The 24,642-nt window shown below is 33.6% G+C and carries 21 protein-coding genes; 4 read left to right on the top strand and 17 right to left on the bottom strand.

Translation table 11 applies throughout. From position 1 onward, the window contains the following. Window positions 1-14 precede the first annotated feature (14 nt). Window positions 15-6,758, top strand: coding sequence for a leucine-rich repeat protein (locus ACIQ2J_RS05455; protein ID WP_396167384.1), 6,744 nt, complete (start codon window positions 15-17; stop codon window positions 6,756-6,758). 391 nt (window positions 6,759-7,149) lie between these two features. Here ACIQ2J_RS05455 and scpA read toward each other — a convergent pair whose 3' ends face one another. The 6 genes from scpA to udk all read right to left on the bottom strand — a co-directional run bounded on the left by scpA (window position 7,150) and on the right by udk (window position 12,656). Beyond that, window positions 7,150-9,282, bottom strand: coding sequence for a methylmalonyl-CoA mutase (gene scpA, locus ACIQ2J_RS05450; protein WP_396167383.1), 2,133 nt, complete (start codon window positions 9,280-9,282; stop codon window positions 7,150-7,152). A 7-nt stretch (window positions 9,283-9,289) separates the two neighbouring features. After that, the gene (locus ACIQ2J_RS05445) at window positions 9,290-9,589 is read right to left on the bottom strand and encodes a type II toxin-antitoxin system RelE/ParE family toxin (RefSeq protein WP_396167382.1); all 300 of its coding nucleotides are present in this window, start codon (window positions 9,587-9,589) and stop codon (window positions 9,290-9,292) included. Then, the gene (locus ACIQ2J_RS05440) at window positions 9,579-9,926 is read right to left on the bottom strand and encodes a hypothetical protein (RefSeq protein ID WP_396167381.1); all 348 of its coding nucleotides are present in this window, start codon (window positions 9,924-9,926) and stop codon (window positions 9,579-9,581) included. The genes ACIQ2J_RS05445 and ACIQ2J_RS05440 overlap by 11 nt, the downstream gene beginning before the upstream one ends. A 27-nt stretch (window positions 9,927-9,953) precedes the next feature. Continuing rightward, window positions 9,954-11,339, bottom strand: a complete 1,386-nt coding sequence (locus ACIQ2J_RS05435; RefSeq protein ID WP_396167380.1) for a methylmalonyl-CoA mutase subunit beta — start codon at window positions 11,337-11,339, stop codon at window positions 9,954-9,956. A gap of 338 nt (window positions 11,340-11,677) precedes the next feature. Beyond that, the gene (locus ACIQ2J_RS05430; protein WP_396167379.1) at window positions 11,678-12,031 is read right to left on the bottom strand and encodes a septum formation initiator family protein; all 354 of its coding nucleotides are present in this window, start codon (window positions 12,029-12,031) and stop codon (window positions 11,678-11,680) included. Between the two features lie 16 nt (window positions 12,032-12,047). After that, window positions 12,048-12,656, bottom strand: coding sequence for a uridine kinase (gene udk, locus ACIQ2J_RS05425; RefSeq protein WP_396167378.1), 609 nt, complete (start codon window positions 12,654-12,656; stop codon window positions 12,048-12,050). A 192-nt stretch (window positions 12,657-12,848) separates the two neighbouring features. On the opposite strand from udk, the gene ACIQ2J_RS05420 reads away from it, so the two are divergent. Continuing rightward, window positions 12,849-13,598, top strand: coding sequence for a hypothetical protein (locus tag ACIQ2J_RS05420; RefSeq protein ID WP_396167377.1), 750 nt, complete (start codon window positions 12,849-12,851; stop codon window positions 13,596-13,598). 1 nt (window position 13,599) lies between these two features. Here the strand turns inward: ACIQ2J_RS05420 and ACIQ2J_RS05415 are convergent, their stop codons facing one another. The 3 genes from ACIQ2J_RS05415 to ACIQ2J_RS05405 all read right to left on the bottom strand — a co-directional run bounded on the left by ACIQ2J_RS05415 (window position 13,600) and on the right by ACIQ2J_RS05405 (window position 16,796). Next, window positions 13,600-14,364, bottom strand: coding sequence for a TIGR02757 family protein (locus tag ACIQ2J_RS05415; RefSeq protein WP_396167376.1), 765 nt, complete (start codon window positions 14,362-14,364; stop codon window positions 13,600-13,602). Continuing rightward, entirely contained in the window at window positions 14,357-16,057 is a 1,701-nt protein-coding gene (locus tag ACIQ2J_RS05410) for an LIC_10190 family membrane protein (protein WP_396167375.1), read from the bottom strand. The genes ACIQ2J_RS05415 and ACIQ2J_RS05410 overlap by 8 nt, the downstream gene beginning before the upstream one ends. A gap of 76 nt (window positions 16,058-16,133) precedes the next feature. Further along, window positions 16,134-16,796 carry an ABC transporter ATP-binding protein gene (locus ACIQ2J_RS05405; protein ID WP_396167374.1) on the bottom strand — a complete coding sequence of 221 codons (663 nt, stop codon included), beginning with the start codon at window positions 16,794-16,796 and terminating at the stop codon, window positions 16,134-16,136. A gap of 212 nt (window positions 16,797-17,008) precedes the next feature. Here ACIQ2J_RS05405 and folE point away from each other — a divergent pair, with 212 nt between their 5' ends. Further along, window positions 17,009-17,626 carry a GTP cyclohydrolase I FolE gene (gene folE, locus ACIQ2J_RS05400; RefSeq protein WP_396167456.1) on the top strand — a complete coding sequence of 206 codons (618 nt, stop codon included), beginning with the start codon at window positions 17,009-17,011 and terminating at the stop codon, window positions 17,624-17,626. A 32-nt stretch (window positions 17,627-17,658) separates the two neighbouring features. On the opposite strand, the gene ACIQ2J_RS05395 is transcribed toward folE, so the two are convergent. The 7 genes from ACIQ2J_RS05395 to serC all read right to left on the bottom strand — a co-directional run bounded on the left by ACIQ2J_RS05395 (window position 17,659) and on the right by serC (window position 22,665). Beyond that, complete coding sequence (locus ACIQ2J_RS05395; protein ID WP_396167373.1) at window positions 17,659-17,988, bottom strand: DUF6787 family protein; 330 nt, start codon at window positions 17,986-17,988, stop codon at window positions 17,659-17,661. A gap of 70 nt (window positions 17,989-18,058) precedes the next feature. Continuing rightward, window positions 18,059-18,463, bottom strand: coding sequence for a hypothetical protein (locus ACIQ2J_RS05390; RefSeq protein ID WP_396167372.1), 405 nt, complete (start codon window positions 18,461-18,463; stop codon window positions 18,059-18,061). A gap of 200 nt (window positions 18,464-18,663) precedes the next feature. After that, the gene (locus tag ACIQ2J_RS05385; protein WP_396167371.1) at window positions 18,664-19,227 is read right to left on the bottom strand and encodes a DUF937 domain-containing protein; all 564 of its coding nucleotides are present in this window, start codon (window positions 19,225-19,227) and stop codon (window positions 18,664-18,666) included. 124 nt (window positions 19,228-19,351) lie between these two features. Next, the gene (locus ACIQ2J_RS05380; RefSeq protein ID WP_396167370.1) at window positions 19,352-20,305 is read right to left on the bottom strand and encodes a D-2-hydroxyacid dehydrogenase; all 954 of its coding nucleotides are present in this window, start codon (window positions 20,303-20,305) and stop codon (window positions 19,352-19,354) included. A 51-nt stretch (window positions 20,306-20,356) separates the two neighbouring features. Then, window positions 20,357-20,950, bottom strand: coding sequence for a GNAT family N-acetyltransferase (locus tag ACIQ2J_RS05375; protein WP_396167369.1), 594 nt, complete (start codon window positions 20,948-20,950; stop codon window positions 20,357-20,359). 2 nt (window positions 20,951-20,952) lie between these two features. After that, a complete protein-coding gene (locus tag ACIQ2J_RS05370; protein ID WP_396167368.1) occupies window positions 20,953-21,564 on the bottom strand; it encodes a hypothetical protein in 612 nt (203 codons plus the stop codon). Between the two features lie 30 nt (window positions 21,565-21,594). Next, window positions 21,595-22,665, bottom strand: a complete 1,071-nt coding sequence (gene serC / locus ACIQ2J_RS05365; RefSeq protein ID WP_396167367.1) for a 3-phosphoserine/phosphohydroxythreonine transaminase — start codon at window positions 22,663-22,665, stop codon at window positions 21,595-21,597. A 193-nt stretch (window positions 22,666-22,858) separates the two neighbouring features. Here serC and ACIQ2J_RS05360 point away from each other — a divergent pair, with 193 nt between their 5' ends. Further along, window positions 22,859-23,476, top strand: a complete 618-nt coding sequence (locus ACIQ2J_RS05360; RefSeq protein ID WP_396167365.1) for a Uma2 family endonuclease — start codon at window positions 22,859-22,861, stop codon at window positions 23,474-23,476. On the opposite strand, the gene ACIQ2J_RS05355 is transcribed toward ACIQ2J_RS05360, so the two are convergent. Next, window positions 23,473-24,531 carry an acyl-CoA reductase gene (locus ACIQ2J_RS05355; RefSeq protein WP_396167364.1) on the bottom strand — a complete coding sequence of 353 codons (1,059 nt, stop codon included), beginning with the start codon at window positions 24,529-24,531 and terminating at the stop codon, window positions 23,473-23,475. The genes ACIQ2J_RS05360 and ACIQ2J_RS05355 overlap by 4 nt on opposite strands. Window positions 24,532-24,642: the final 111 nt, after the last annotated feature.

The following is a 24,642-nucleotide window of genomic DNA, read 5'->3' as shown; positions in this document are numbered from 1 at the left end:
AATCTAATTTAATTATGAAAAGAAATTTATTTTTTTTGTTTTTTATACTTGTAGGATGGCAGTGCGCACTAGCGCAAACATTCACAAGTGGTCCATTATTTTATAGTATTACATCGCCAAACACCGTAAAGGTAGTTCGTAATACTAATGAGAATCCAAGTGGAGTTATTACTATTCCTTCACAAGTTACAAATGATGGTAATGTCTATTCGGTAACGCTCATTGACGAAAGAGCTTTTTTTGCGTGTAATGGTTTGACCTCGGTTACTATACCCAACTCGGTAACAAGCATTGGTAATCAAGCTTTTTTCATTTGTAGTAATAATTTGACTACGGTTATTATGGGGGATTCGGTAACGAGCATAGGTAACGAGGCGTTTGCAGCTTGTTATAGTTTAAGTTCTATTACTCTTTCAAACTCTTTAACGACCATTAATTACGGCGCTTTTATGGGTTGTAGTGCTTTAACCTCGATAACTATTCCTAACTCGGTAACGAGCATTGGTCCATCTGTTTTTCAAAGCTCAGGTTTAACATCTATTACTGTTCCAAACTCCGTTACTAGCATGGGTGAGCAAGTTTTTTATGCTTGTACTAATTTAACTTCAGCTACAATTTCAAATTCGTTAACGAGTATTCCATGGTATACTTTTTTTAATTGTTCTAGTTTAACCTCGTTTACTATTCCAAGTTCGATAACAAGTATTGGTTTTTCTGTTTTTAGTGGTTGTAGTAGTTTAACTTCGTTTACTATTCCAAATACGGTGACGAGCTGGGGTAATCTTGTTTTTGATGGCTGTACTAATTTAAGTTCGGTTACAATTCCAAATACGTTAACGGACATTCCTTATGCTACTTTTAGGGGTTGTACAAGTTTAACTTCGTTTATTATTCCGAACTCGGTTACTTTCATTAATGGGAATGCTTTTGAAGGTTGTTCCGGTTTAACCTCAATTATTTGCAACGCAATTACCCCTATATCTATTCCTAACAATGTTTTTACGGGTGTAAGCCAAAGTGCTTGTAGTTTAACAGTGCCTAATGCAAGTGTTGCTGCTTATCAAGCGGCGGCTGTTTGGCAAAATTTTGCTCCAATTACTTGTAATAATTCAACGGTAAATACTACTAGCGTTACTGCATGTGATAGTTATACTTGGTCAGTAAACGATCAAACCTATTCTACCTCTGGAACTTATACTAATGTTACAGGTTGTAATACAGAGACTTTAGTTCTAACAATTACTCCAAGCACTTCTAATACAACTACAGCTTCTGCATGTGATAATTATATTTGGTCAGTAAACGATCAAACCTATTCTATCTCTGGAACTTATACTAATGTTACAGGTTGTAATACTGAGACTTTGGTTCTAACAATTACTCCAAATACTTCTAATACAACTACAGCTTCGGCTTGTGGTAGTTATACTTGGTCAGTAAACGATCAAACCTATTCTACCTCTGGAACTTATACTAATATTACAGGTTGTAATACAGAGACTTTAGTTCTAACAATTACTCCAAATACTTCTAATACAACTACAGCTTCTGCATGTGATAATTATACTTGGTCAGTAAACGATCAAACCTATTCTACCTCTGGAACTTATACTAATGTTATAGGTTGTAATACAGAGACTTTAGTTCTAACAATTACTCCAAGCACTTTTAATACAACTACAGCTTCGGCTTGTGGTAGTTATACTTGGTCAGTAAACGATCAAACCTATTCTACCTCTGGAACTTATACTAAAGTTACAGGTTGTAATACAGAGACTTTAGTTCTAACAATTACTCCAAGCACTTCTAATACAACTACAGCTTCGGCTTCCTGCAGCTATACGTGGGCAAATAATAACCAAACCTACACATCTTCTGGTCTTTATTCAGGTTTAACGGTAAATTGCGTAACAGAAAATTTAAATTTAACAATTACAGCTCCACCAACCAATTTTAGTAGTGGTGGTATTAATTATGTTGTTACATCGCCAACTACTGTATCTGTAGTAGGTGGTAATTCAATTGGTGCTGTTGTTATTCCAGATTCTGTTACTACTGCATGTGGAACTTATTCGGTAACGAGTATTAGTGATTATGCTTTTTATCCTTGTCCAAGGTTAACATCGGTTACTATAGGAAATTCGGTAACGAGCATCGGTTATTACGCTTTTAAAGATTGTTCTAGTTTAACCTCGGTTACTATAGGAACTTCGGTAACGAGCATTGGTAATTTTGCTTTTGCAACTCAGTGGAGTCTTATATCTTCGATTATTTGTAATAGTAGTATACCTCCTCCTATTAATTGGATGGTTTTTAACGGTAGTGGGTATAGTGATAATTGTACTTTAACAGTTCCTGATGCATCTATTGCGGCTTATCGAGCGGCGAATACTTGGAACAGTTTTTTAGTTTTATGTGTAAATCAAACGGAAAATACTACTACAGTTACTACTTGTGGCAGTTATACATGGTCTGTAAACGGTCAAACTTATTTAAAATCTGGAACTTACAAATATTATACAGGATGTCTTACAGAGATTTTAGTTCTATCAATTCCAATAACCAGTGGTGGTATTAATTATGAACTTACTTCGCCAACCACTTTATCTGTTGGTAGAAATGCAAGTGCAACTGGGGCTGTTGTAATTCCCGCTTCTGTAACTAATAGTTGTGGTACTTATGCAGTAACGGGTATCAGTGAATATGCTTTTGAATATACTAGTATTACTTCAGTTACTCTTCCAAATTCAATAACTAGCATTGGTAATAGAGCTTTTAGAGATTGTTCTAGTTTAACTTCAATTAATCTTCCAAATTCGATAACAAGCATTGTTGAAGGGGCTTTCAAAAATTGTTCTAGTTTAACATCGGTAACTATTCCAAACTCTGTAACGACCATTAATGTATGGACTTTTTATGGTTGTTCTGGTTTAACATCGGTAACTCTTCCAAACTCGATAACTAGAATTGATGAAGGTGCTTTTTCTAATAATTCCAATTTAACTTCTTTTGTGGTTCCAAACTCGGTAACGAGCATTGGCAAAAATGTTTTTGAATATTGTAATAACTTGTCTACGGTAACTCTTCCAAATTCGCTAACTAGCATTGGAGATTATGCTTTTCAATGGTCAGGTTTAACTTCTGTGGTAATTCCAAACCAAATAACGAGAATTAACACTGGTGTTTTTAATTATTGTAGAAATTTACAATATATTACTATTCCTAATTCGGTAACGAGTATTGGTGCAACTGCCTTTACTAGACTTGAAAGTTTAATTACTATTTTTTGCAATGCAATTACACCACCAACAGTTAACCACGATGCTTTTTGGGCAACAAGTTATGCAGGTCGTGGTTTAATAGTTCCTAATACAAGTCTTGCTGCTTATCGTGCTGCAGATATTTGGAGATATTTTGCGCCTATTAATTGCGCTAATCCAACGGTAAATACAACTACTATAACAGCTTATAATACTTATACCTGGTCAGTTAATGGTCAGACTTATACCACCAATGGCACCTATAGTTTAGTAACAGAATGTGAAACTAAGAATTTAAACTTGACAATTTTAGCACAACCAGCTCCACCAACAGGTTTATCTTGTTTTGAAGTAGCTGTATGGAACCAGGAAATTAGTGATTATGAAATTTTTGCTGATTTGCCGGTAGCTCCAACTGTTAATTGTTATCAATCAACAGAATGGGATGATACAACTTGCTCTTGGATAATTTCAGGAACACAACCTGATGCGCCACTACTTAGTTGTTCTCAAACTGCAACTTGGAATGCTACTACTTGTGAATATGATATTGTAACTACTATTCCAGCTATTCCATCAACTGCTTGTTATCAATCAGCGGTTTGGAATTATGATACTTGCCTTTACGATATTACAGGGACACAACCAGCGCAACCAAGTTTATCTTGTTACGAAACAGCTACTTGGAATGCTGCTACTTGTGAATGGGACGTAATTAGAGATCTTCCTTCAGCTCCACAAGTTGATTGTTATCAAACAGTTGCCTGGAATGAATCTATATGTGATTATGTTGTAACAGGTTCTATGCCTGACGAGCCAGTAGTTAATTGCTACGAAACTGCTACTTGGAACGCTACTTCTTGTCAATATGATATTACTGGTAATTTACCAGAAGAACCAACTTTATTATGTTACCAAAGAGCTATTTGGAATGCCTCTACATGTAACTATGATATTGCTGGTGAAAAACCTTCAGAACCAGCAGTTGCTTGTTATGAAACGGCTACTTGGAATGGGACTACATGTGTTTGGGATATTACGGGAACGCAACCTGTACAACCAGTAGTAGCTTGTTACCAAACAGCTACATTTGATACTTTATCTTGTTCATGGGTTGTAACAGGTACACAACCTTTAGTACCAACATTAGCTTGTTATGAAACGGCTTCTTGGAATTCTGATTCGTGCCAATATGATATTATAGGAACACAACCTGCAGCCCCTACGTCATTACTATGTTACCAAACAGCAACTTTCAATACCTCTTTATGTAGTTGGGTTGTGACAGGAAGTCAACCAAAAATTACTTCAATTAGTGGAGCAGGAGCTATTTGTAATGGAACATCCAAAACACTTACTTTAGCTTCAGGTACTTTTGGTTCCATCCAATGGCAATCGTCAACTACATCGGCTACGGCTACTGATTTTACAAACATAAGTGGCGCTACCAATCCAGTTTTATTAACTGTAACTCCAGCTGTTACCACATGGTATAGAGCCTATGCAAGCTTTGGTACTTGTCCGTCAGCAACTAGTTCTATAGTAGCAGTAACAGTTAGCCAACCAACTGCTGTGGGAACATTAAGTGCATTAAGTCCCTCTATTTGTACTGCTACAGGAACGAATATTACATTAAGTGCCGCTACAGGAACCATAGCATGGCAAAAAGCTACAGTTACAAATGGCGTAACAGGATCGTTTACAACTGTTACTGGAAACACTAGTACCTCATTAGCAACAGGAAACTTAACTACTTCAACTGCTTATAAAGTGATTGTATCTAGTGGTGCTTGTGCTTCTTCTAGCACACAAACTATAATAACAGTAAGTCCAAAAGCGGTGGCTAAAACCATTAGTGGTGCAGGAGCTATTTGTAATGGTATGTCAAAAACACTTACCTTAGGTACGGGTTCTGTTGGTATAATCCAATGGCAATCATCAACTACATCGGCAACAGCAACAGATTTTGCTACTATCGATGGTGCTACTAATCCAGTTTCTTTAACAGTAAGTCCAAACGTTACTACATGGTATAGAGTAGTTGCATCTAGTGGTACTTGTGCACCGGCAACTAGTGCTGCAGTAGCAGTAACGGTTAGCCAACCAACTGCTGTAGGAACACTAAGTGCATTGAACGCAACTTTATGTAAAGGAACAGGAACTACTATAACGTTAAGTGACGCTATAGGTACTATAGCTTGGCAAAAAGCTACAGTTACCAATGGATTAACAGGATCGTTTACTACTGTTGCAGGAAACACCAGCACATCATTAGCAACAGGAAACTTAACTACTTCGACTGCTTATAGAGTTATAGTATCTAGTGGTGCTTGTTCTACATCAACTTCACAAACTACAATAATAACTGTAAGTCCATTATCTGTTGCCAAAACCATTAGTGGTGCAGGCGCTATTTGTAGAGGAACATCAAAAACACTTACTTTAGTTGCCGGTTCAGTTGGTGCAATCCAGTGGCAATCTTCAACTACATCGGCTACAGCAACAGATTTTGCTAACATCGATGGTGCTACTAATCCAGTTTCTTTAGCAGTAAGTCCAAACGTTACTTCATGGTATAGAATAGTTGCGAGTAGTGGTGCCTGTTCCTCAGCAACAAGTGCTGCAGTTGCAGTTACGGTTAGTCAACCAACAGCTGTTGGAACATTAAGCGCATTGTACTCAACTGTTTGTACAGGAACACCAACTACAATAACATTAAGTTCCGCTGTTGGAACTATTGCTTGGCAAAAAGCTACAGTTACTAATGGAGTAACAGGAACGTTTACAACTGTTACTGGAAACACTACAACATTAACAACAGGAAACTTAACTGCTAAAACAGCTTATAAAGTAATAGTATCAAATGGAGTTTGTGCAACATCTTCTTCACTACCAATAGTAATAACAGTAAATCCAGCAGCTAAGGCTACTGCTATTACTGGATTTAATACTGTAACAACACCAGTTTGTGTGGGTGCATCCCAAACATTAACTTTATCAGCTGGTTATGTAGGAACTATAGAATGGCTTATTGCTAATACATTAAACGGAACTTATACAGTTATTCCAGGAGCAACAGGATCTACCTATGATTATTTCCCTAGTTCAACTGCTGTTAAGTACTTTAAGGTTAGGTTGACAAGTTCACCTTGCTCAACAACTCAAACTAGTGCCGTTGGAGTTAAAGTATATGCTAAAAATTGTGCTATTGTAGCACCAACTACTAGTAAAGTAGAATTAGCGGATAATACATTGTTAGATGTTAAAGCATATCCTAATCCATTTGTTAATTCTTTTAGATTAGATTTAAAAACTTCAAATACAGAATTAATTAAGATAAGTCTATATGATATGACTGGAAGATTAATAGAGGTTAATGAAGTGGAACCATCTACTGTTAACACACTTGAAATAGGTAATACTTTTCCTACTGGAGTTTATAATTTAATTCTAACCCAAGGAGAAAATACTAAAGTTATACGTGTTATAAAACGATAGTTTGTTTGTTATTAATTGGTTAAAGCCCTTCTCGATTGAGAAGGGCTTTTTTTTGAAATGTAGTATAAGTTAAAAGGATAAATAAGAAAGCAGCTGCAATACTTAATAATGAGGGAAACAAAATAGGACCTCGGAAAATAAAGGGTATTGTGACGAAAAATAAAAGATTTAAGTAGATTTTTTTTCTTTTATTAAAGATAATTATGAAGATATTAAACCCTTAATTAAATTAGAATCTTACTGTTTCAAGGTGTTAAATTTATTTCAAAACTTCTAATTTTATTAAATCTCAAAGTTTTTAATAAATCATAATAAAAAAAACACCAACTTTCAGATGGTGTTTAATGTTTTTTATGAGATTGCTTCGTTCCTCGTAATGACTTGATTGTTTCTAATCCTTCAATAAAACTTCTAAAATACTAATTGCGGCTTCACTAATTTTAGTTCCAGGACCAAAAACAGCAACGGCTCCAGCATCAAAAAGAAATTGGTAATCTTGCGCTGGGATAACTCCTCCAACGATAACCATAATATCTTCGCGTCCGTATTTTTTAAGTTCTTCAATAACTTGTGGTACTAAAGTTTTATGTCCGGCTGCAAGCGAAGAAACACCTAATATATGTACGTCGTTTTCAACGGCTTGTTTAGCGGCTTCGGCAGGGGTTTGAAACAAAGGACCAATGTCTACATCAAAACCTACATCGGCATAACCTGTGGCTACTACTTTGGCACCACGGTCGTGACCGTCTTGTCCCATTTTGGCAATCATAATTCTTGGGCGACGTCCTTCTTTTTTAGCGAAGGCATCGGCTAATTGTTTTGCTTTTTCAAAACTTTTATCGTCTTTTATCTCTTTACTATACACGCCGCTAAAGGATCTAATTTGTGCTTTATATCTTCCAAAAACTTCTTCGAGAGCATCACTAATTTCACCTAATGTGGCTCTGTTTCTTGCTGCTTCTACGGCTAAAGATAATAAATTTCCGTTAGAATTTTTAGCAGCATTGGTTAATTTTGCCAAACACTCTTTTACTTTAGCAGTATCTCGAGTGGCTTTTATTTGATGCAAACGTTCTATTTGTTGGTTGCGCACCATGTCGTTATCTACATCTAAAATCTGAAGTGGATCTTCTTTTTCTAAACGGTATTTATTGATTCCAACAATAATATCTTGGCTACTATCTATACGTGCTTGTTTTCTCGCAGCTGCTTCTTCAATTCGTAATTTAGGAATTCCCGATTCGATGGCTTTGGTCATGCCCCCCAATTCTTCTACCTCTTCAATTAACGCCCAGGCTTTATCCGCAATTTCTTTGGTTAACGTTTCTACATAATAACTTCCTGCCCAAGGGTCGACGGTTTTACAAATTTTGGTTTCTTCTTGTAAAAATATTTGGGTATTTCTAGCAATTCGTGCCGAGAAATCGGTTGGTAATGCAATGGCTTCGTCTAATGCATTGGTGTGTAACGATTGTGTTCCTCCAAATGCTGCTGCCGATGCTTCAATAGCAGTTCGTGCCACATTATTAAACGGATCTTGCTCGGTTAAACTCCAACCTGAAGTTTGACAATGGGTTCGCAATGCCAATGATTTTTCGTCTTTTGGATTAAATTGTTTTAGCAATTTTGCCCACAACATTCTTCCGGCACGCATCTTAGCAATTTCCATAAAATGGTTCATTCCAATGGCCCAGAAAAAGGATAATCGCGGAGCAAATTCGTCAATTTTCATACCAGTTGCTAAACCAGTTCGGATGTATTCTAAACCATCTGCTAGAGTATAGGCCAATTCAATATCGGCAGTGGCACCGGCTTCTTGCATGTGGTAACCCGAGATAGAAATAGAGTTGAATTTCGGCATATTCTTACTTGAATATTCAAATATATCGGCAATGATTTTCATGGAAGGAGTAGGCGGATAGATATAGGTATTTCGCACCATGAATTCCTTTAAAATATCGTTTTGGATGGTTCCCGAAAGTAATTCAGGAGCAACGCCTTGTTCTTCGGCAGCAACAATATAGAATGCCATAATAGGTAAAACGGCACCGTTCATAGTCATGGAAACCGACATTTCGTCCAGTGGAATTTGGTCGAATAATATTTTCATATCTTCTACCGAATCGATGGCAACACCCGCTTTTCCAACATCTCCAAAAACGCGTTCGTGATCGGAATCATACCCTCTATGAGTGGCTAAATCGAAGGCAACGGAAAGTCCTTTTTGTCCAGCAGCAAGGTTTCTTCTATAGAAAGCATTGCTTTCTTGGGCTGTTGAAAATCCTGCATATTGGCGAATCGTCCATGGGCGACGAACGTACATCGTTGCATAAGGACCTCTTAAATAAGGTGAAAATCCTGCCCCAAAACCTAAATGTTCTAATCCTTTCGTGTCTTCTTTGGTATAGATGGGTTTTAGTTCAATGTTTTCAGCAGTTCGGAAAGTTTCGAGTTCCGAGTTAGTGGTATTTAGAATTTCTTTTTTGGAATTTTCTAATGTTATATGTTGTATGTTTTTTCTCACTTTTAATTTAATTTTTTAAAGGATACTTTTCAGGATTTTGAGATGTATGAAAGCACGACAAAATAGAAACAGATTTGTTATTTTCATCAATTTCAAAAACAAGAATATAAGGGAATTTTTTTATACTAATTATTCTAAATTCTTTATATCTTTTTTGAAAATAGGGGTACATTCTTAAATAATCATAAGTTTCTTCTAATTTTAAATAAAATTTATATACTAGTTCTAAGTTAATTTGAAAATAATAATCAGTAATATCTAAAATTTCAAATTGCGCCCTTTTAGAAACAATAATTTTATAATTCATACCTCTTTTTAATCTGTAACAATGACTCTTCAGCAGTTATAAATGTAGACCTATCTTCTTTTGCTCTTTCGTCTAAAATTTTCATTTGTTCATCGGTTAAAATAAAATCGGTATCCAATTCCTTCATTGTATCATCAAAATCGGTTATCGCTATTGGATTTTTTAAGTATTTTTCTGTTCTTTCGTTAACAACATTCATTTGCCATTGAGGAATAACATATTCCTCATTTTTGGATGGTAAAATGATTACATCTACTTCTTCTGCATTAAAATCATCTGGAAGAGTGATACTTATTTTATGATCTTTAACTTTTACAGTTTGTCTTATTGCTTCCATAGTTTTATTTTTAATAAAGGTATAAAATTATTCTGTTGCCAATCGTTCTTGTTCTAATTTCTCTGCCAATCGTTTTTCAATGATTGGAGTGATTAACGTTTTACGCGGATTTTGTTTTAAAAACGGATATAATTCCAAATCATTTTTCATGCGGTCGTTTTTGTTAGGGTATTTATTGGTTCCTAATAAAACTTCTTTGCCGCTATCCATTAAATCTTGTTCTTTTTGTGCGCTTTCGCTAATTTTTCTTTGGATATTACCTTCAATTAATTGTGTTATGAATCCGCCATTTGCTTCTATTTCTTTAAATAAAGTAAGGGCTTTTTCTGCTAATTGTTCGGTTAGGGATTCTATATAATAAGCACCATCAGCCGGATTGTTTACTTTATCAAAGAAACTCTCGTGTTTTAAAACCAATAGTTGATTTCTGGCAATTCGGTCGCCAAATTCATTGTCTTTATGGTACAAAGCATCATAAGGTAAATTAGCCACAGCATTGGCTCCACCTAGAATTGCACTCATGCATTCGGTGGTAGTTCGTAACATATTTACATTGTAATCGTAAATAGTTTTGTTGCGTTTGGTAGGAGTTGCTACAATAACACAATCGAAATTGTGGTTGTATTCTTTAGCCAAGATTGCAAATAAAGTTCGCAAAGCACGAAGTTTTGCAATTTCAAAAAAATAATTGGTTCCAACGGATACTTCTATGGTAATGGGTTGTGGTATACAAGTTAATCGGTTGAAATATTCATTTACATGAGCAAGAGTATAGGCTAATTGTTGCACCATTGTTGCTCCTGCATTTTGGTAAATGCTAGCGTTGATAGAAACCACCCCGCCCTTCGGGCACCCCTCCAGAGGAGGGGAATAGTTAACTATAGTATTTAGTTTTTCAAAATCTTTATCTAAGGATTCAAACCAATTTCCGTCTTTGGTTAGTTGCCCAATTGGATCTAATAAAATGGTGCAATTTACCTTGTTTTTGGAAGCATAATCTTGAATTTTAGTTGCATAATCGACAGAGAGAAATGGCAAATTAAAAGAATAGGTTGCTTTTTCTGTTGGCAGATTTTGCATTAAATCTTCTATAGAAATCGATTCGTTTTCTATGGTAAATCGGATGCTTTCGGCACCGCGGTTTAGGGTATCTAAGGCTCTTTGGTTGGATAGTTTAACATCGTGAACGAAGATGTTTTGTACGATGGCAAAGGCATTTTTGGGAGTTATAGATTGGAATTTTGTTTCCAACTCGTCGTTGTGGTAAAAGGGTTTTACTTTGATTCCTTCTGGGCTTTCCCAAACAAGGGTGTCATTGTAATCGGCTCCTTTAAGTTCGTACTGAATTTGTTGTTTCCATTTTTGGGAACTAACGTTTTCAAATTCTGAAAAAAGTGGGTTATTTGTGCTCACAATTATAGTGCTTTTTAGTACTTCAAATTTAGGGTAAAAAAAATGTTTTTTGGGGAAATAAATAGAATTTTTTGCAAATTAGGTATATGTCTTAAACATAACTCAATTTGTAATGCTGGAAACTAAGAATTCTCTATAGGAAATTTTTATTTTGTGGTATTTTCTTATTTAGAAACGAAAGTTCTTTTGGAATGGGAAATCTTGTTTAGAGTTGGCTGTATAGCCCTGACAGAAGTGGAAATCCTGGCATTGCGATAAAGGAATAATGTTATTAGATTGCTTCGTTCCTCGCAATGACAGATTGTAACGGATGGCAGGAATTGCAATTGTAGAAATGCCTACTGTTTCGCTTCTTCTAAACTATCTTTTATTTTATCATCTTCAATATCAATGATGTAAATATCTTCGCTGTCGCGTTTCATGTAGTACTTTTCTCGAGCGTATCGTTCGGTTTGCCCGGGATTTTTTAAGTTTTTTATGCTTTGTTGGTCTTTGGCAATTTCTTCTTTATAGTAGGTTTTGTTGTCTTCTAATTCATCAATTTGTTTGTTCAGAATTCTTTGATCTAGATACGATTGGTTGTCTAGGAAGAGCATCCATACGATGAAAAACAGGAGTACCAAGGTGTATCGACTTCCTAAAAATTTTAGGTAGGGATAGTTTAGGATAAGATTTTGGTACCAATTTTTCATTTGATAAAGTTACAAATTAAGTTAATCGTTGGTTGATTACTGCGCGAACCACGTCGATTGCCACGGTGTTGTATTTGTCGTTGGGAATGATGATATCGGCAAATGCTTTGGTTGGTTCGATGAACTGTTGGTGCATTGGTTTTAGTGTAGTTTGGTAGCGGTTAAGCACCTCTTCCATATCGCGACCACGTTCGGCAATGTCTCTTTTTAGGCGGCGAATTAATCGCTCGTCAGAATCGGCATGGACATATACCTTGATGTCAAACATGTCGCGAAGTTCGGGATTGGTAAGGATTAAAATTCCTTCTACAATCATTACTTTTCTTGGATGGGTGCTAATCGTATCGTCGGTTCTATTGTGAGTGACAAAGGAATACACGGGTTGGTCGATGGTTTTACCGGCTTTTAAATCTTTAAGTTGTTGTACTAAAAGTTCAAAATCGATGGCACGTGGATGGTCAAAGTTGATGTTGCTTCGTTCTTCGTAACTCATGCCAACGTTTTGCTTGTAATAAGAATCTTGGGAGATAATCCCAACTTCGGTTTCTGGTAATTCGTTCATAATTTGGTGAACAACAGTAGTTTTACCTGATCCTGTTCCGCCAGCGATTCCTATAATTAGCATGTTTGTGTTTAGTGTTTTGGTTTTTACAAAAATAGAATAAAAATTGGAAATTAGGAATTAATAATTACGAATTAATAGATATATAGTTTGTGAAATAATAAATGTTATTTTAGTATTTAACATAAGATTATTTTTTACTTAAGTTTTTATTTTGAAGGATTCCGATACTTTTATCAAATTAAATTATTCTATATGAAGGTAAAATACTATTTCTTTTTTTTGTTAGTTTCCTTTCAATTTTGTTATTCTCAAAATGAAAAGTTGATAAGTGGAAAAGTCATGAATTTGAATCTGCCAATTGCTGGAATTGATGTTATAAATTATAGTACTAAAAAAGTTGCAAGAACAGATAGTAAAGGAGAGTTTAGTATTTATGCCAATGTTGGAGATGTTTTTCTTATCATTGAAAAAGATTATTTAGACAAAAAAATTACTTTAATTAATAGCGATTTTGAGATTAATAATTTACAAATTAAACTAGAAAAAAAGCCTATTGAACTTGAAGAAGTTAAAATTACTAAATCTTATTTACCTCATATTTATTCTAATCAAGCATTTTCGGATGAACTGAAATTAGCAAAACAGCAAGTAACTCCTAAAGTAATAGGGGTTTATGACGGAACCATAGAGAATGGAATGGATTTTATTAGAATGGGGGGTGATTTTTTTAATATTTTAAAAAAGGTTTTTAAAAAAGATTCGGAACCTGTGAAAATGCCTAAACCAATTGAGTTTAAAAAATTTATTGAAACGAACATAGATGCTGAATTTTATGCTAAAACATTAAAGTTAGAGCAATATGAAATTCCTCTTTTTATTGAATTTTGTGCGAAGGATAGTAAATCCAAGGATATTGTAGTAAACTTAAATACATTAATGGTTATGGATTTTTTAATGGTTAAGAATGTTGAGTTTAAAAAAATGAGAACTACAAAAGATTAATTTAAAACTTTTCAAAAACTCCCAAACCGAATAAAGCAAAATCGTATTTCACGGGATCGTTGGGGTCTAACAAACGCAAGTTGGCATCGAGTTCGGCTACTGCTTTGGCATCATTTTGACTTCTAGAAAGTAAGCCTAGTTTTCGTGCTACATTGCCCGAATGTACATCTAAAGGGCAACTGAGTTTGGAGGGAGAAATGTTTTTCCAAATTCCTAAATCAACGCCTTTGGTATCTTGGCGGCAGTTCCAACGAAGCCACATATTGATTCTTTTACTAGAAGAATTTTTACTTGGGTCAGAAACGTGTTTTTCGGTTCGGTTTTGGTGGTTTATTTCGAAAAACACTTTCTTAAATTCGGTTATGGCATTTTGAAGGGAATCGGGTTCTTGGTGTTTGGTAAAAATGGCTTCTAGTCCGCCATGGTTGGTATAGATGTTTTGCAAACTTTTAATAAAACTTATAAAATCTTGCCCATTGAAAGTTCTATGTACAAAATTTTCAAGTTTTTCCAGATGGTGATCTCGGTGGTTTAGTACAAAATCATAAGGAGAATTACCTAATAGATCCATCATTTTATGGGAGTTTTGTATAATCATTTTTCGGTTTCCCCAAGCTATAGTTGCCGATAGAAATCCTGCAATTTCAATGTCTTCTTTTTGAGAAAACAAATGCGGAATTTGAACCGGGTCACTTTCGATAAAATCTAACGTATTGTATTGCAAGACTTTTTCGTCTAGAAAGGATTTTAGTTCGGATTTATTCATTGGTAGAAACTTTTTTAGAATAAAAACCGTCTTTTAAATCTTTGGTTCTCATTTGTGGGATATAGTGGTAATTAACTATGAAGTAATTGATCTGTTGTAGATTAACGCAGGGTAATTTCCCACTGCCATTTGTCCAAAAATAGGAATTTTTATCCGGAGAAATGTATTCTAGATTTCCAATTTTATGTTTGTAAAAATGGGTTTTTAATTTGGAATTAGGATGCGGATATACAATTTCGGAAATACTAAAATGGCTATTTTCGGATAGTAATTTATTGGTAGTTATTGCAGAGTAATTTAACGGAATCAACACCAATAATGCTACCATAAGTGAACTTACGTAAAGTAAAATAATTATAGGTCTTTTGGAATTTAGAAAACAAACTAAAATCAGAAAACTAAAAAAGAGTAAGAAATGAATAAAAAAACGGAATTGAGGTGAGGTAATTAGCAACAAACCAAATTGAAAAACCATTATAAAATAGAGTAACCAATATTTTTTATGGTTGTAATATTTATAAATAAAATAGGAACTAATAAAAACTAAGAGCACATTTAATATATTGAAAATAGAGTTTATGTTGTAAATAGTTAGCCATTTAATGAAAATTTGAATTTGGTTCATGGATTGAAATTCCGCTCGGGTACTATAAAAACCATATAATTTAGTTTCATCAAAATAAAATGAAATCAACACTTTAGGAACTTTAAAATCAAAGTTGGCATTGCTGAATAATTGCGTAGGGTAGAGGGGATACCCTGTTATTATTGTATTTTTAATCAGAAAAAGCGCTAAAACCAAAACGCCTATGACTAAACTAGTTGTAAGTTTGGATTTTAGCAATTTGAAATTTGTAATAAAAAACAGCAACGGAATTAAAAGCATTGCAATGGCTGTTGGTTTTATGAAAACTACAAATAATGCTAAAATTACTAATAGATTGAATTTTTGTTGGGAAGGTTTGTTGAAATAGGTAACAAAATAAAAGAACAGCATAAACGAAAAAACATAAACAGGTAAATCTGGCGAAGGTGCACTAATGAACTGGAATAACAATACATTGGCAATGGGTAATAAACCAATAATAAGATAGATTTTTATACCATTTTCAAAGTAAGAATTCAGTTTAAAAATTGTAAAAATAGTTCCCAGCATTAGGCAAAAACCACTTAAATCATTGAAGTTGGGATACAAAAATGAAAAATTAAAAACACTTTGTGCAATATGCCATCCACTGGTTTGCCCAAAGAAAATATGCAGATTTGCCAATCCTTTTACAAAGCCGTATTCGTTAATCCATTTAATGGTTTGGATGTAGTAACTTTCGTTATCAATAACATACGGTTTGGCTGCGCATTGGGCAATAATTAGTACAAGGATTCCTACTAAATAGAGTTTTAAACTGTAGTTTAATTCTTTAAAATCAAAAATAAATGTTTTATAAATTTCTAAAATATTCGATTTATATCGAAAAAAAATAAAGGCATTTAATGCTAATAAAAAAACATGAAATTCAATATTGATTCTTCCAAAAATTGCCCATATACTTCCTAGAATTGTTGCAGAAAACAATCCTAATACCGAAGTTATTACAAAGTTTTTGTTGTTTAAACTAAGACATTTATCTAATCCATATCCTAGATGAATGGTAGTAATGAGAATGTAAATCCAAGATAAAATTATTAGTAGCATTTTATAAAAGGTTCAATTTTTTAATCTTCCATCTTCCATCTCCCATCTCCCATCTTCCAACTCCCATCTTCCAACTTTAGTTGCTAATCAATCCATCCACCATAACCAATTTTCTATCGGCCATATTAGCAAGTTCTTCGTTATGTGTGACAATTACAAAGGTTTGCCCGAATTCTTCTCGGAGTTTAAAAAATAACTGGTGCAAATTTTCGGCAGAAGCGGTATCTAAATTACCCGAAGGTTCATCTGCAAAAATAACAGAAGGTTTGTTTATTAATGCTCTAGCAACTGCAACGCGTTGTTGTTCTCCGCCAGAAAGCGCATTGGGTTTGTGGTCAATTCTGTGTGAAAGACCTAAGTAATCTAACAATCGTTTGGCTTCTGTTTCGGTTGCTGCTTTTTCTTTTCCTGCAATATAAGCAGGAATACATACGTTTTCTAAAGCAGTAAATTCGGGTAATAATTGGTGAAATTGAAAAATGAATCCCAAATGATGGTTTCTAAATTTGGATAACGTTTTGTCATTCATATTCAATATGTCTTGATTGTTGATGGTCAATAAGGTTCCGTTTTCGATAGTTGGTTTGTCTAACGTTCCTAGTATTTGCAAAAGTGTTGTTTTCCCGGCACCAGAAGCACCTACTATAGATACAATTTCACCTTTTTCAATATGAAGGTCAACCCCATTCAACACATGTAAACTATCGTAATATTTATGAATATTTTTGGCTGTAATCATGCTTCAATTTTTCACAAAGTAACAAAGTATTTTATTAAAAATAGGAAATATAGATTTTTTTTATAGTTGAATAACATTTAAATTAAAGTTAAATAAGTATTTTTGTTTAATATATATGTACATTTGTTAAACAAAATAAATCTAAACAAAAAAAAGCCTTGAACACATTAATTGAAAAAGAAATTTACGAATTGATTGGCGATAACCATCAAATGACGTCTGCAGAAACTCCTTTAAGAGCGGATGCTTTTGATAAATCGGATGCCGAAAAGATGGCTACCATTGAAAAACATTTCCATATAATTATGGAAGAAATGGGAATGGATATGACGGACGATAGTCTACAAGGTACGCCTCACAGAGTAGCAAAGATGTTTATTCAAGAAATATTTTCTGGTTTAAATCCTGCGAACAAACCTAAAATATCTGTTTTTGATAACAGTTATAATTACGATAAAATGTTGGTGGAAGCCAATATTAGTTTTAATTCTACTTGTGAGCATCATTTTTTACCAATAGTTGGTAAAGCGCATATTGGCTATGTTTCTAGTGGAAAAGTAATTGGATTGTCTAAATTAAACCGAATTGTAGATTATTATTCGCGTCGTCCTCAAGTGCAAGAGCGATTGATTATGCAAATTTTCAATGAATTGAAAACCGTTTTAGAAACCGATAATGTAATTGTTGTAATGGAAGCCACCCATCTTTGTGTTTCCAGTCGCGGTATTAAAGACGAATCTAGTTATACTTCAACCATTCAGTACGGCGGTATATTTGACGAAAAAGAAAATAGAAACGACTTTTTTAATTTGATAAAAACAGATAAGTAATTTATTAATTAATTAGAAAAGAAAAAAGGAGCCTATTTGGTTCCTTTTTTCTTTTCTAATAAATCAATTACGAACCCTAGTTTCATACTCCGAAGCATTTTTTTTTCAAATGCCCAAAAGAATTTGAATTGTCCAAAAAGAAACCCGATTGCTACTAACAGTATTTGGTAAATTGGAAAAATAAATAAAATATAAAGCAGTGAATACAAAGCAATGTGATGCGTTTCTTTCGAAATCCCAAACCAATATAAAATGGGTTTGGATAATATTGCTGCAGAAGAACCTGTAATAGCAAATACTAAAAGGATGACAAAAATTTGCCAGTTAGTAGTAAGGTTCCAACGTTGTTTAAAATTTCCCATAATAGAGTCTCTTGCAAATCTAGTAAATTTATAGACTTCCAACAAATTCTGTTAGTTTTCTTGGATAAGTTTAGTTTGTTTTTTTTAAGTCAAATCGTTTAAAATAATCTCTAACGAAATGATGTTGCTCCACATCACTCATTTTATCACTATTTTTCACTTCAATCTTGATGTTGTCGTATTTGTGATTTTCTTTTAAAAAATTGAACAATTCTAATTTGGCATCCGTTGGGCCAAACAGAAGGACTTCATCAAAATTTCCTATTATCTCTGCTAAATTTTTGTAATAAGTGGTTAGTTTCTGATTTTCTTTATGGTGCATTTCACTTTCGCTACGTTTTAAAGTTTCTACTTTATCTTCATTCGAAAAATCAGAAGTAATAGTTTTGGTGTCTACAGCTTCTGAAGAAAATTCGATTAAATGCGCACTAGAATGATCCATCCAAATTCCAAGTTTTTTCTTAATTGCTTCCATGATTTTAAAATTTTAAGTTGAAGTATTTAATTCCTATAAGAGGTTTTTCAGGAATATTTGCTCTACCAAATTTGATAAAAACTAAGTGATTTATGTTATATAATGAACTATTAGATTTACATAAATCCCATATTTTTTTATTAAATAAGCAAAAAAAATCACGCCAATTAGCGTGATTTCCTATTGTAATAAATAGATTGTTATTTGCCAAATAGTTTTCCTATTAAACTACCAATGCCCCCCTTTTTTTCTATTGCAGCCATAGCGTCACTGACGCCAACTTTTCCATCACCATCTTGATCTAAACCAAATTGGCTTCCATATTTAGAAATAGTATCCATAATACCACTACCAGCGGTGCTATCACCATTGGTTAAAGCCCCCACAATATCCGATATTTGAAAACTGGAGTCGTTAGGGTCTTTTGCCTTGTTAACTAAAGAACCCAATACTTTTGGAATTAAACTTCCAGCTACTCCAGAAGCTGCTTCCGAACTTAATCCGAATTTTTCTCCCAAGGTTCCAGATAGTTTTTCTGTAATTTGTTGTACTGCTGTATTGGAGCTGTCGGATGCATTAGCACCCTGAAATAAGCTTGTCAAATCAGAAATATTTCCGTTGGCAACCATTCCTTTTAGGCTATCCAAAATAGAGCTACCGGCTTCATTAAGAACGGCTTCATTTTGTTCGTTTGGAACAGCAGGATTGTTTACAACTGCTTCTCCACCAAACTGTTTTACTAATTCTGATAATTGATCAAACATAGGCATTAAGTTTTTAGTTTAAACAAAGTTAAAAAAAATCCAAAATATTTTATAACAAAAAAGCAAAAAAAAAATCCAAATTTTAAAGGTTTAAAATTTGGATTTATAATTCAAAACAGAAAAATTATTTTTTTAATATACCAATAATTTGCTCTGCAAGTTCGGTTCCAATTCTATCTTGGGCTTCTAATGTAGCAGCACCAATATGGGGAGTTAACGAAATTCTTGGATGCATTAGTATTTGAATTTCTGGAGTTGGTTCGTTTTCAAAAACATCCAATCCAGCAAATAAAACTTTGTTGTTGTCCAATGCTTCTATAAGCGCAACTTCATTGATGACTCCACCACGAGCACAATTTACAATACCCACATTGTCTTTCATTTGTGCCAATTCTTCTTTATCAATAACATAACCTTCCTGCGCAGGAACGTGTAATGTAATAAAATCCGAATGCTTGAATAAATCTTCCAATGGTTCGGTGATAATATCTACATTAATAAACTGCCCTGTGTAAAAATCAACTCTAATTTCGGCTTTACTTACAAATTTATCGGCAGCGATAACTTTCATTCCTAGTCCGAGAGCCATTTTTGCAACCGCTTGACCAATGCGGCCAAAACCAATAATTCCTAGAGTTTTACCACGCAATTCAATTCCGTTAGCGTAGGCTTTTTTCAAACCATCAAAGTTGGTATCTCCTTCAAGAGGCATGGTTCTGTTAGAATCGTGCAAGAAACGAACTCCTGTAAATAAATGAGCAAATACTAATTCGGCCACACTTTCCGAGGAAGAAGCAGGAGTATTAATTACTTGTTTTCCGTTGGCACGAGCATATTCTACATCAATATTATCCATACCAACACCTCCACGACCAATAACTTTTAGGCCTGGGCAAGCATCAATAATATCCTGACGCACTTTGGTTGCACTTCTTACCAAAAGTACCGATACATCATTATTGTTGATGAAATTGGCAACTTGTTCTTGTGCCACTTTAGTGGTGATTACTTCAAAACCTCCTTTTTCTAAGGCTTTAATTCCGCTTTTAGAAATTCCGTCGTTAGCTAATACTTTCATTTTTTATGTTTATGAGTTTAAGAGTTTAAAAGTTTAGACTCAGTTGATTATTTATGTTTTATTTTTCAAATTTTCTTTCGTACCATTAAACCATTCATTTTTTATAATGCTTAAAATAATAGCATCAATTCTATCTCCTTTGGCATCGGTACTGAAATTTCTTAATATACCTTCTTCTATACATCCAATGCTTTTCATAGCATTGATACTTTTTTTGTTTAAATTATTGGCTCTAAAACCAACTCTTTCTAAATTCATTTTTTCAAATGCAAATTCCAAAAGTAAATACTTACAATTTTTGTTTAGCAAAGTTCCTTGAAATTCTTTTCCGTACCAAGTAAATCCTATTTCTAAATTTTTAGTTTCCAGACTTATATTATAAAAACGGGTACTTCCTGCAATTTTATTTTTAATTTTATCAAAAACAATAAATGGATATTCTACCAGTTTTTCCTTTTGAGACAACGCTTTTTCAATATACTTCTTTAAATCTTCTGGGCTATCAGGACCATTTGCATTAAAACTCCAAAGCTCGGGTTCGTTAATTGAAAATTGTACTAATGCATCAAAATGATTCATAGATAAAGGCTCCAACCTTACAACTTCATTTTCTAAAATATATTTTTCTTTAAAGTTGAAAGTCATTATCAATCTGTAATATAAAAAACGGTGTCTATAAAATACAATATTCCATTTTGAGTAAGCACATTTTCATCGTGTAAATCTTCTAAAATTAATCCTAATTCTGGATTAAAATAATCATTATTTCTTGTGTTTTGAAATCCATTATTGGTTAAAAAAAGTTTTACTAAATCTAAATCAGTTTTTTTAGTTGCTTTTACAAATGGTTGTTGTACAACAGCATATAATATTTCTTCATGTAGATGAAAACCTAATAAATCGTAGGAAGTGTCAGGGAAAAAATAATTATGAAGTAGTAAATTTTGAAAATAATCTATCCAAGAAAGATAATAAATAGAATCATTAAGTTTTAATACGCTTTTGTCATTTTTAATGTAAACTTTTTGTTCGGCACCTTCCGCAATATAATCATTAATGTTAATAGAGGAATACCAAAGTTTCTCAATTTCAATAAACTTAATTAAATTCTTTGTTTCTTTTTCTTTGAAGAGCTTATCTGTTTTAGCCATTCCACTTGCTTCTTGGCATCTTGCAAGGAAATCGGTAATTGTTTTGATAACAATTCCTTGCCCAATTTGGCTCTCTCTTGAAATGATATGTTGTATTTCATCATTCATTATTTTTAGACTTCAAATATACTGAAAAAATTAAATACTTTTTTCCAACGCTTGCATCACATCTACCAATACCTGAACGCTTTCCAATGGTAACGCATTATACATAGAAGCGCGGTATCCACCAACCGAACGGTGTCCTGGCAATCCAGAAATCCCAGCATCTTTCCACATTTTGTCAAAGGTAGGAGCGTGGCTTTCATCGTTTAATAAGAAAGTTGCGTTCATAATACTTCTGTCTTCTACAGCGGCAGCCCCTTTAAATAAAGGATTTCTGTCAATTTCTGAATAAAGTAATGCTGCTTTAGCCTCATTAATTTTTTCTATTGCTGCAATTCCGCCAAGGTTTTTCAACCATTCTAGCGTTAAAAGTGATGCATAAATTGGGAAAACTGGTGGCGTGTTGTACATACTCTCAGCCTTAATATGTTTTTCATAATCCAACATACTCGGAATATAACGACCTGATTTTCCTAATATTTCTTCTTTAACAACTACCAAAGTAGTTCCTGCAGGACCCATGTTTTTTTGTGCTCCAGCGTAAATTAAATCGAATTTAGAAAAGTCTAATGTTCTAGAAAAAATATCCGAACTCATATCGCAAACCACTGGAAGATCTGTTTCTGGAAACGATTTCATTTGGGTTCCAAAAATCGTGTTGTTACTGGTACAGTGAAAATAAGAAGCATCGGTAGGAATAGAATATACTTTTGGAATGTGGTTGTAATTTTCTTCTTTTGAGGATGCAACTACAAGGGTTTCTCCAAAATGTTTAGCTTCTTTAATGGCATTGTTTGCCCAAGTTCCCGTGTCTAAATAAGCCGCTTTTCCATCGGTTTTCATTAAGTTATAAGGAACCATAAGAAACTCTAAACTTGCTCCACCTGCCAAAAATAAGGCTTGGTATCCTTTACCTTCTAATCCTAAAAGTTCTAAAACTAAGGCTCTTGCTTGGTCCATTACGGCAACAAAATCTTTGCTACGGTGTGAAATTTCCAATAAAGATAAATCGGAATTATTAAAATTTAAAATGGCTTGTGCCGATTTTTCGAATACTTCTTGTGGTAAGATACAAGGTCCTGCGCTGTAGTTGTGTTTTTTCATGGTGTAGTTTCCAATTTCTAAAGGTGCAAATTTCGGAAATAGTGTTGGAAATAGGGGTTAGAATTTGGCAATAATTGGCCTGTTTTATTAACGATAACGTAATAGTTTATAACCTGTTTTGTCTATATTTCAATTAAAATTTAATTATTAAAAATTAAAATAAATAGTATATTTGTATTTCAAAAGGTTTGCAATGGGAATTCCACAGATACATTACATCACTGAACAAGAGTATCTTGATGCTGAGCGATTGGCATTAAATAAACATGAATATTACAAAGGGGAAGTTTTTCCTTTACATAGATATGAAGATACAAAAGGGGAAATAGTTGCTATAAGTGGAGCATCTAAAGTCCATAATGAAATATCGGCCAATTGTATTTATGAATTAAAACATAAATTAAAAGGAAAACCTTGCCGTCCTTATGGAAGTGATTTAAGAGTAAATATCCCCGAAAACACCTTATATACTTATCCTGATATTAGTGTATATTGTAACGAAGCAGAAACTTTAAACAACGAGACCGATACTGCAATAAATCCTATTGTAATTTTTGAAATATTATCTAAAACAACTAGAAGTTATGATTTAGGTCAAAAATTTGAATTGTATAGACAAATTGAAACCTTAAAAGAATATATTTTAATAGATAGTGAACAATTGAATGTTATTAAATATTACAGAAATCAAGACCAAAGTTGGTTGATGACGGAATATAAATCGATTCAAGATAGTTTCGAAATTGAAGCACTTGAAATTAAATTAAGATTATCCGATATTTACGATAACGTGAAATTTGAAGTTACCTAAATTCCCAACAAAAACTCCAAAGTATCTACATTGTCCGCATAATCCCAAAGGTTTGGTTTTTGGGTTTGCCCAAAAGGTATGCTATTTTCTGTAATCCCATTAGAAACAATGCATTGAATTTGCTCAGCATCCATTTCTAAACGATTTTTGATTTCGTTTACATCTTCGTAATATTCATAAAACACGGAGGAAATAGGAGAGGCGTAACTCGTATCTTCCTTAATTGTCAAGAACTCATTATCTAATAATTTGAAATTACTCATCAAGAAAACTGCTTTATTGTAGTCGTAATTGTTGGCATATTTTTCGTAATAAATAACATCCTTTTGTTCGTAAATTGCTTGAAAAAAAGCATCAAAATTATAGCCTTTTGGAACAAATAGCTTGGAAACATTTCGGCATCCCAAGCCAAAATATCTAAAAATATCCTCACCTAAATTTGCTAAATCGTCAGAGGTTTCGTTTCCAGTTAATATTGCAACCGAATTTCTGCTTTTTCGAATAATACTCGGTTTGTCTTTAAAATAATATTCAAAATAACGTGCTGTATTGTTGCTTCCAGTGGCAATAACGGCATCAAAACCTTCCATTTTTCCTTCGGTGAAGGTAATGTAGTTTTCTAATTCAGGATGTATTGAAATAAGATATTTGGCTAAAAAAGGCAACAGTTTTTGATCGTTAGAAGATGTTTTTACCAATACTTTATGTCCGGAAATTATAACCGATAAAAAATCATGAAAACCTACTAGCGGAATATTTCCTGCTAAAATTAATGCAATGGTTTTGGGTTGCACGGTACTGAAATCGTATTTAGACAACCAAAGATTTATGTTTTCTTCGGTAAGTGCTTCTGCCCAGGATTCTATAGCAAAATGAACTTGATTGGGAGTAAACCATCCGTTGTGGGATTGCGATAAATCAATTAACTTTAAGAAATCCTCATAAAACAAATCATTGTTTACAACGGAAGGGTTTTTAGCAGAATTATCTAATGAAAATTGGCTTAAAAACTTCCCTAATGCAATAAAGCAGTTTTTTTTTTCGATTTGTAACATTTGTAACTTGTTTATGAATGGTTTTGATTGTAATTTTGCACAAAATTAAACAAATCATTTAGGAAAATAGATTTTTTAAATCTAATATCTAAATTTTAATATCTAAAATTT

Source organism: Flavobacterium sp. (genome assembly GCF_044357305.1).
Lineage (GTDB): Bacteria > Bacteroidota > Bacteroidia > Flavobacteriales > Flavobacteriaceae > Flavobacterium.
The sequence above is the reverse complement of the archived record's forward strand: the minus strand, read 5'-3'. Positions and strand labels throughout refer to the sequence as shown.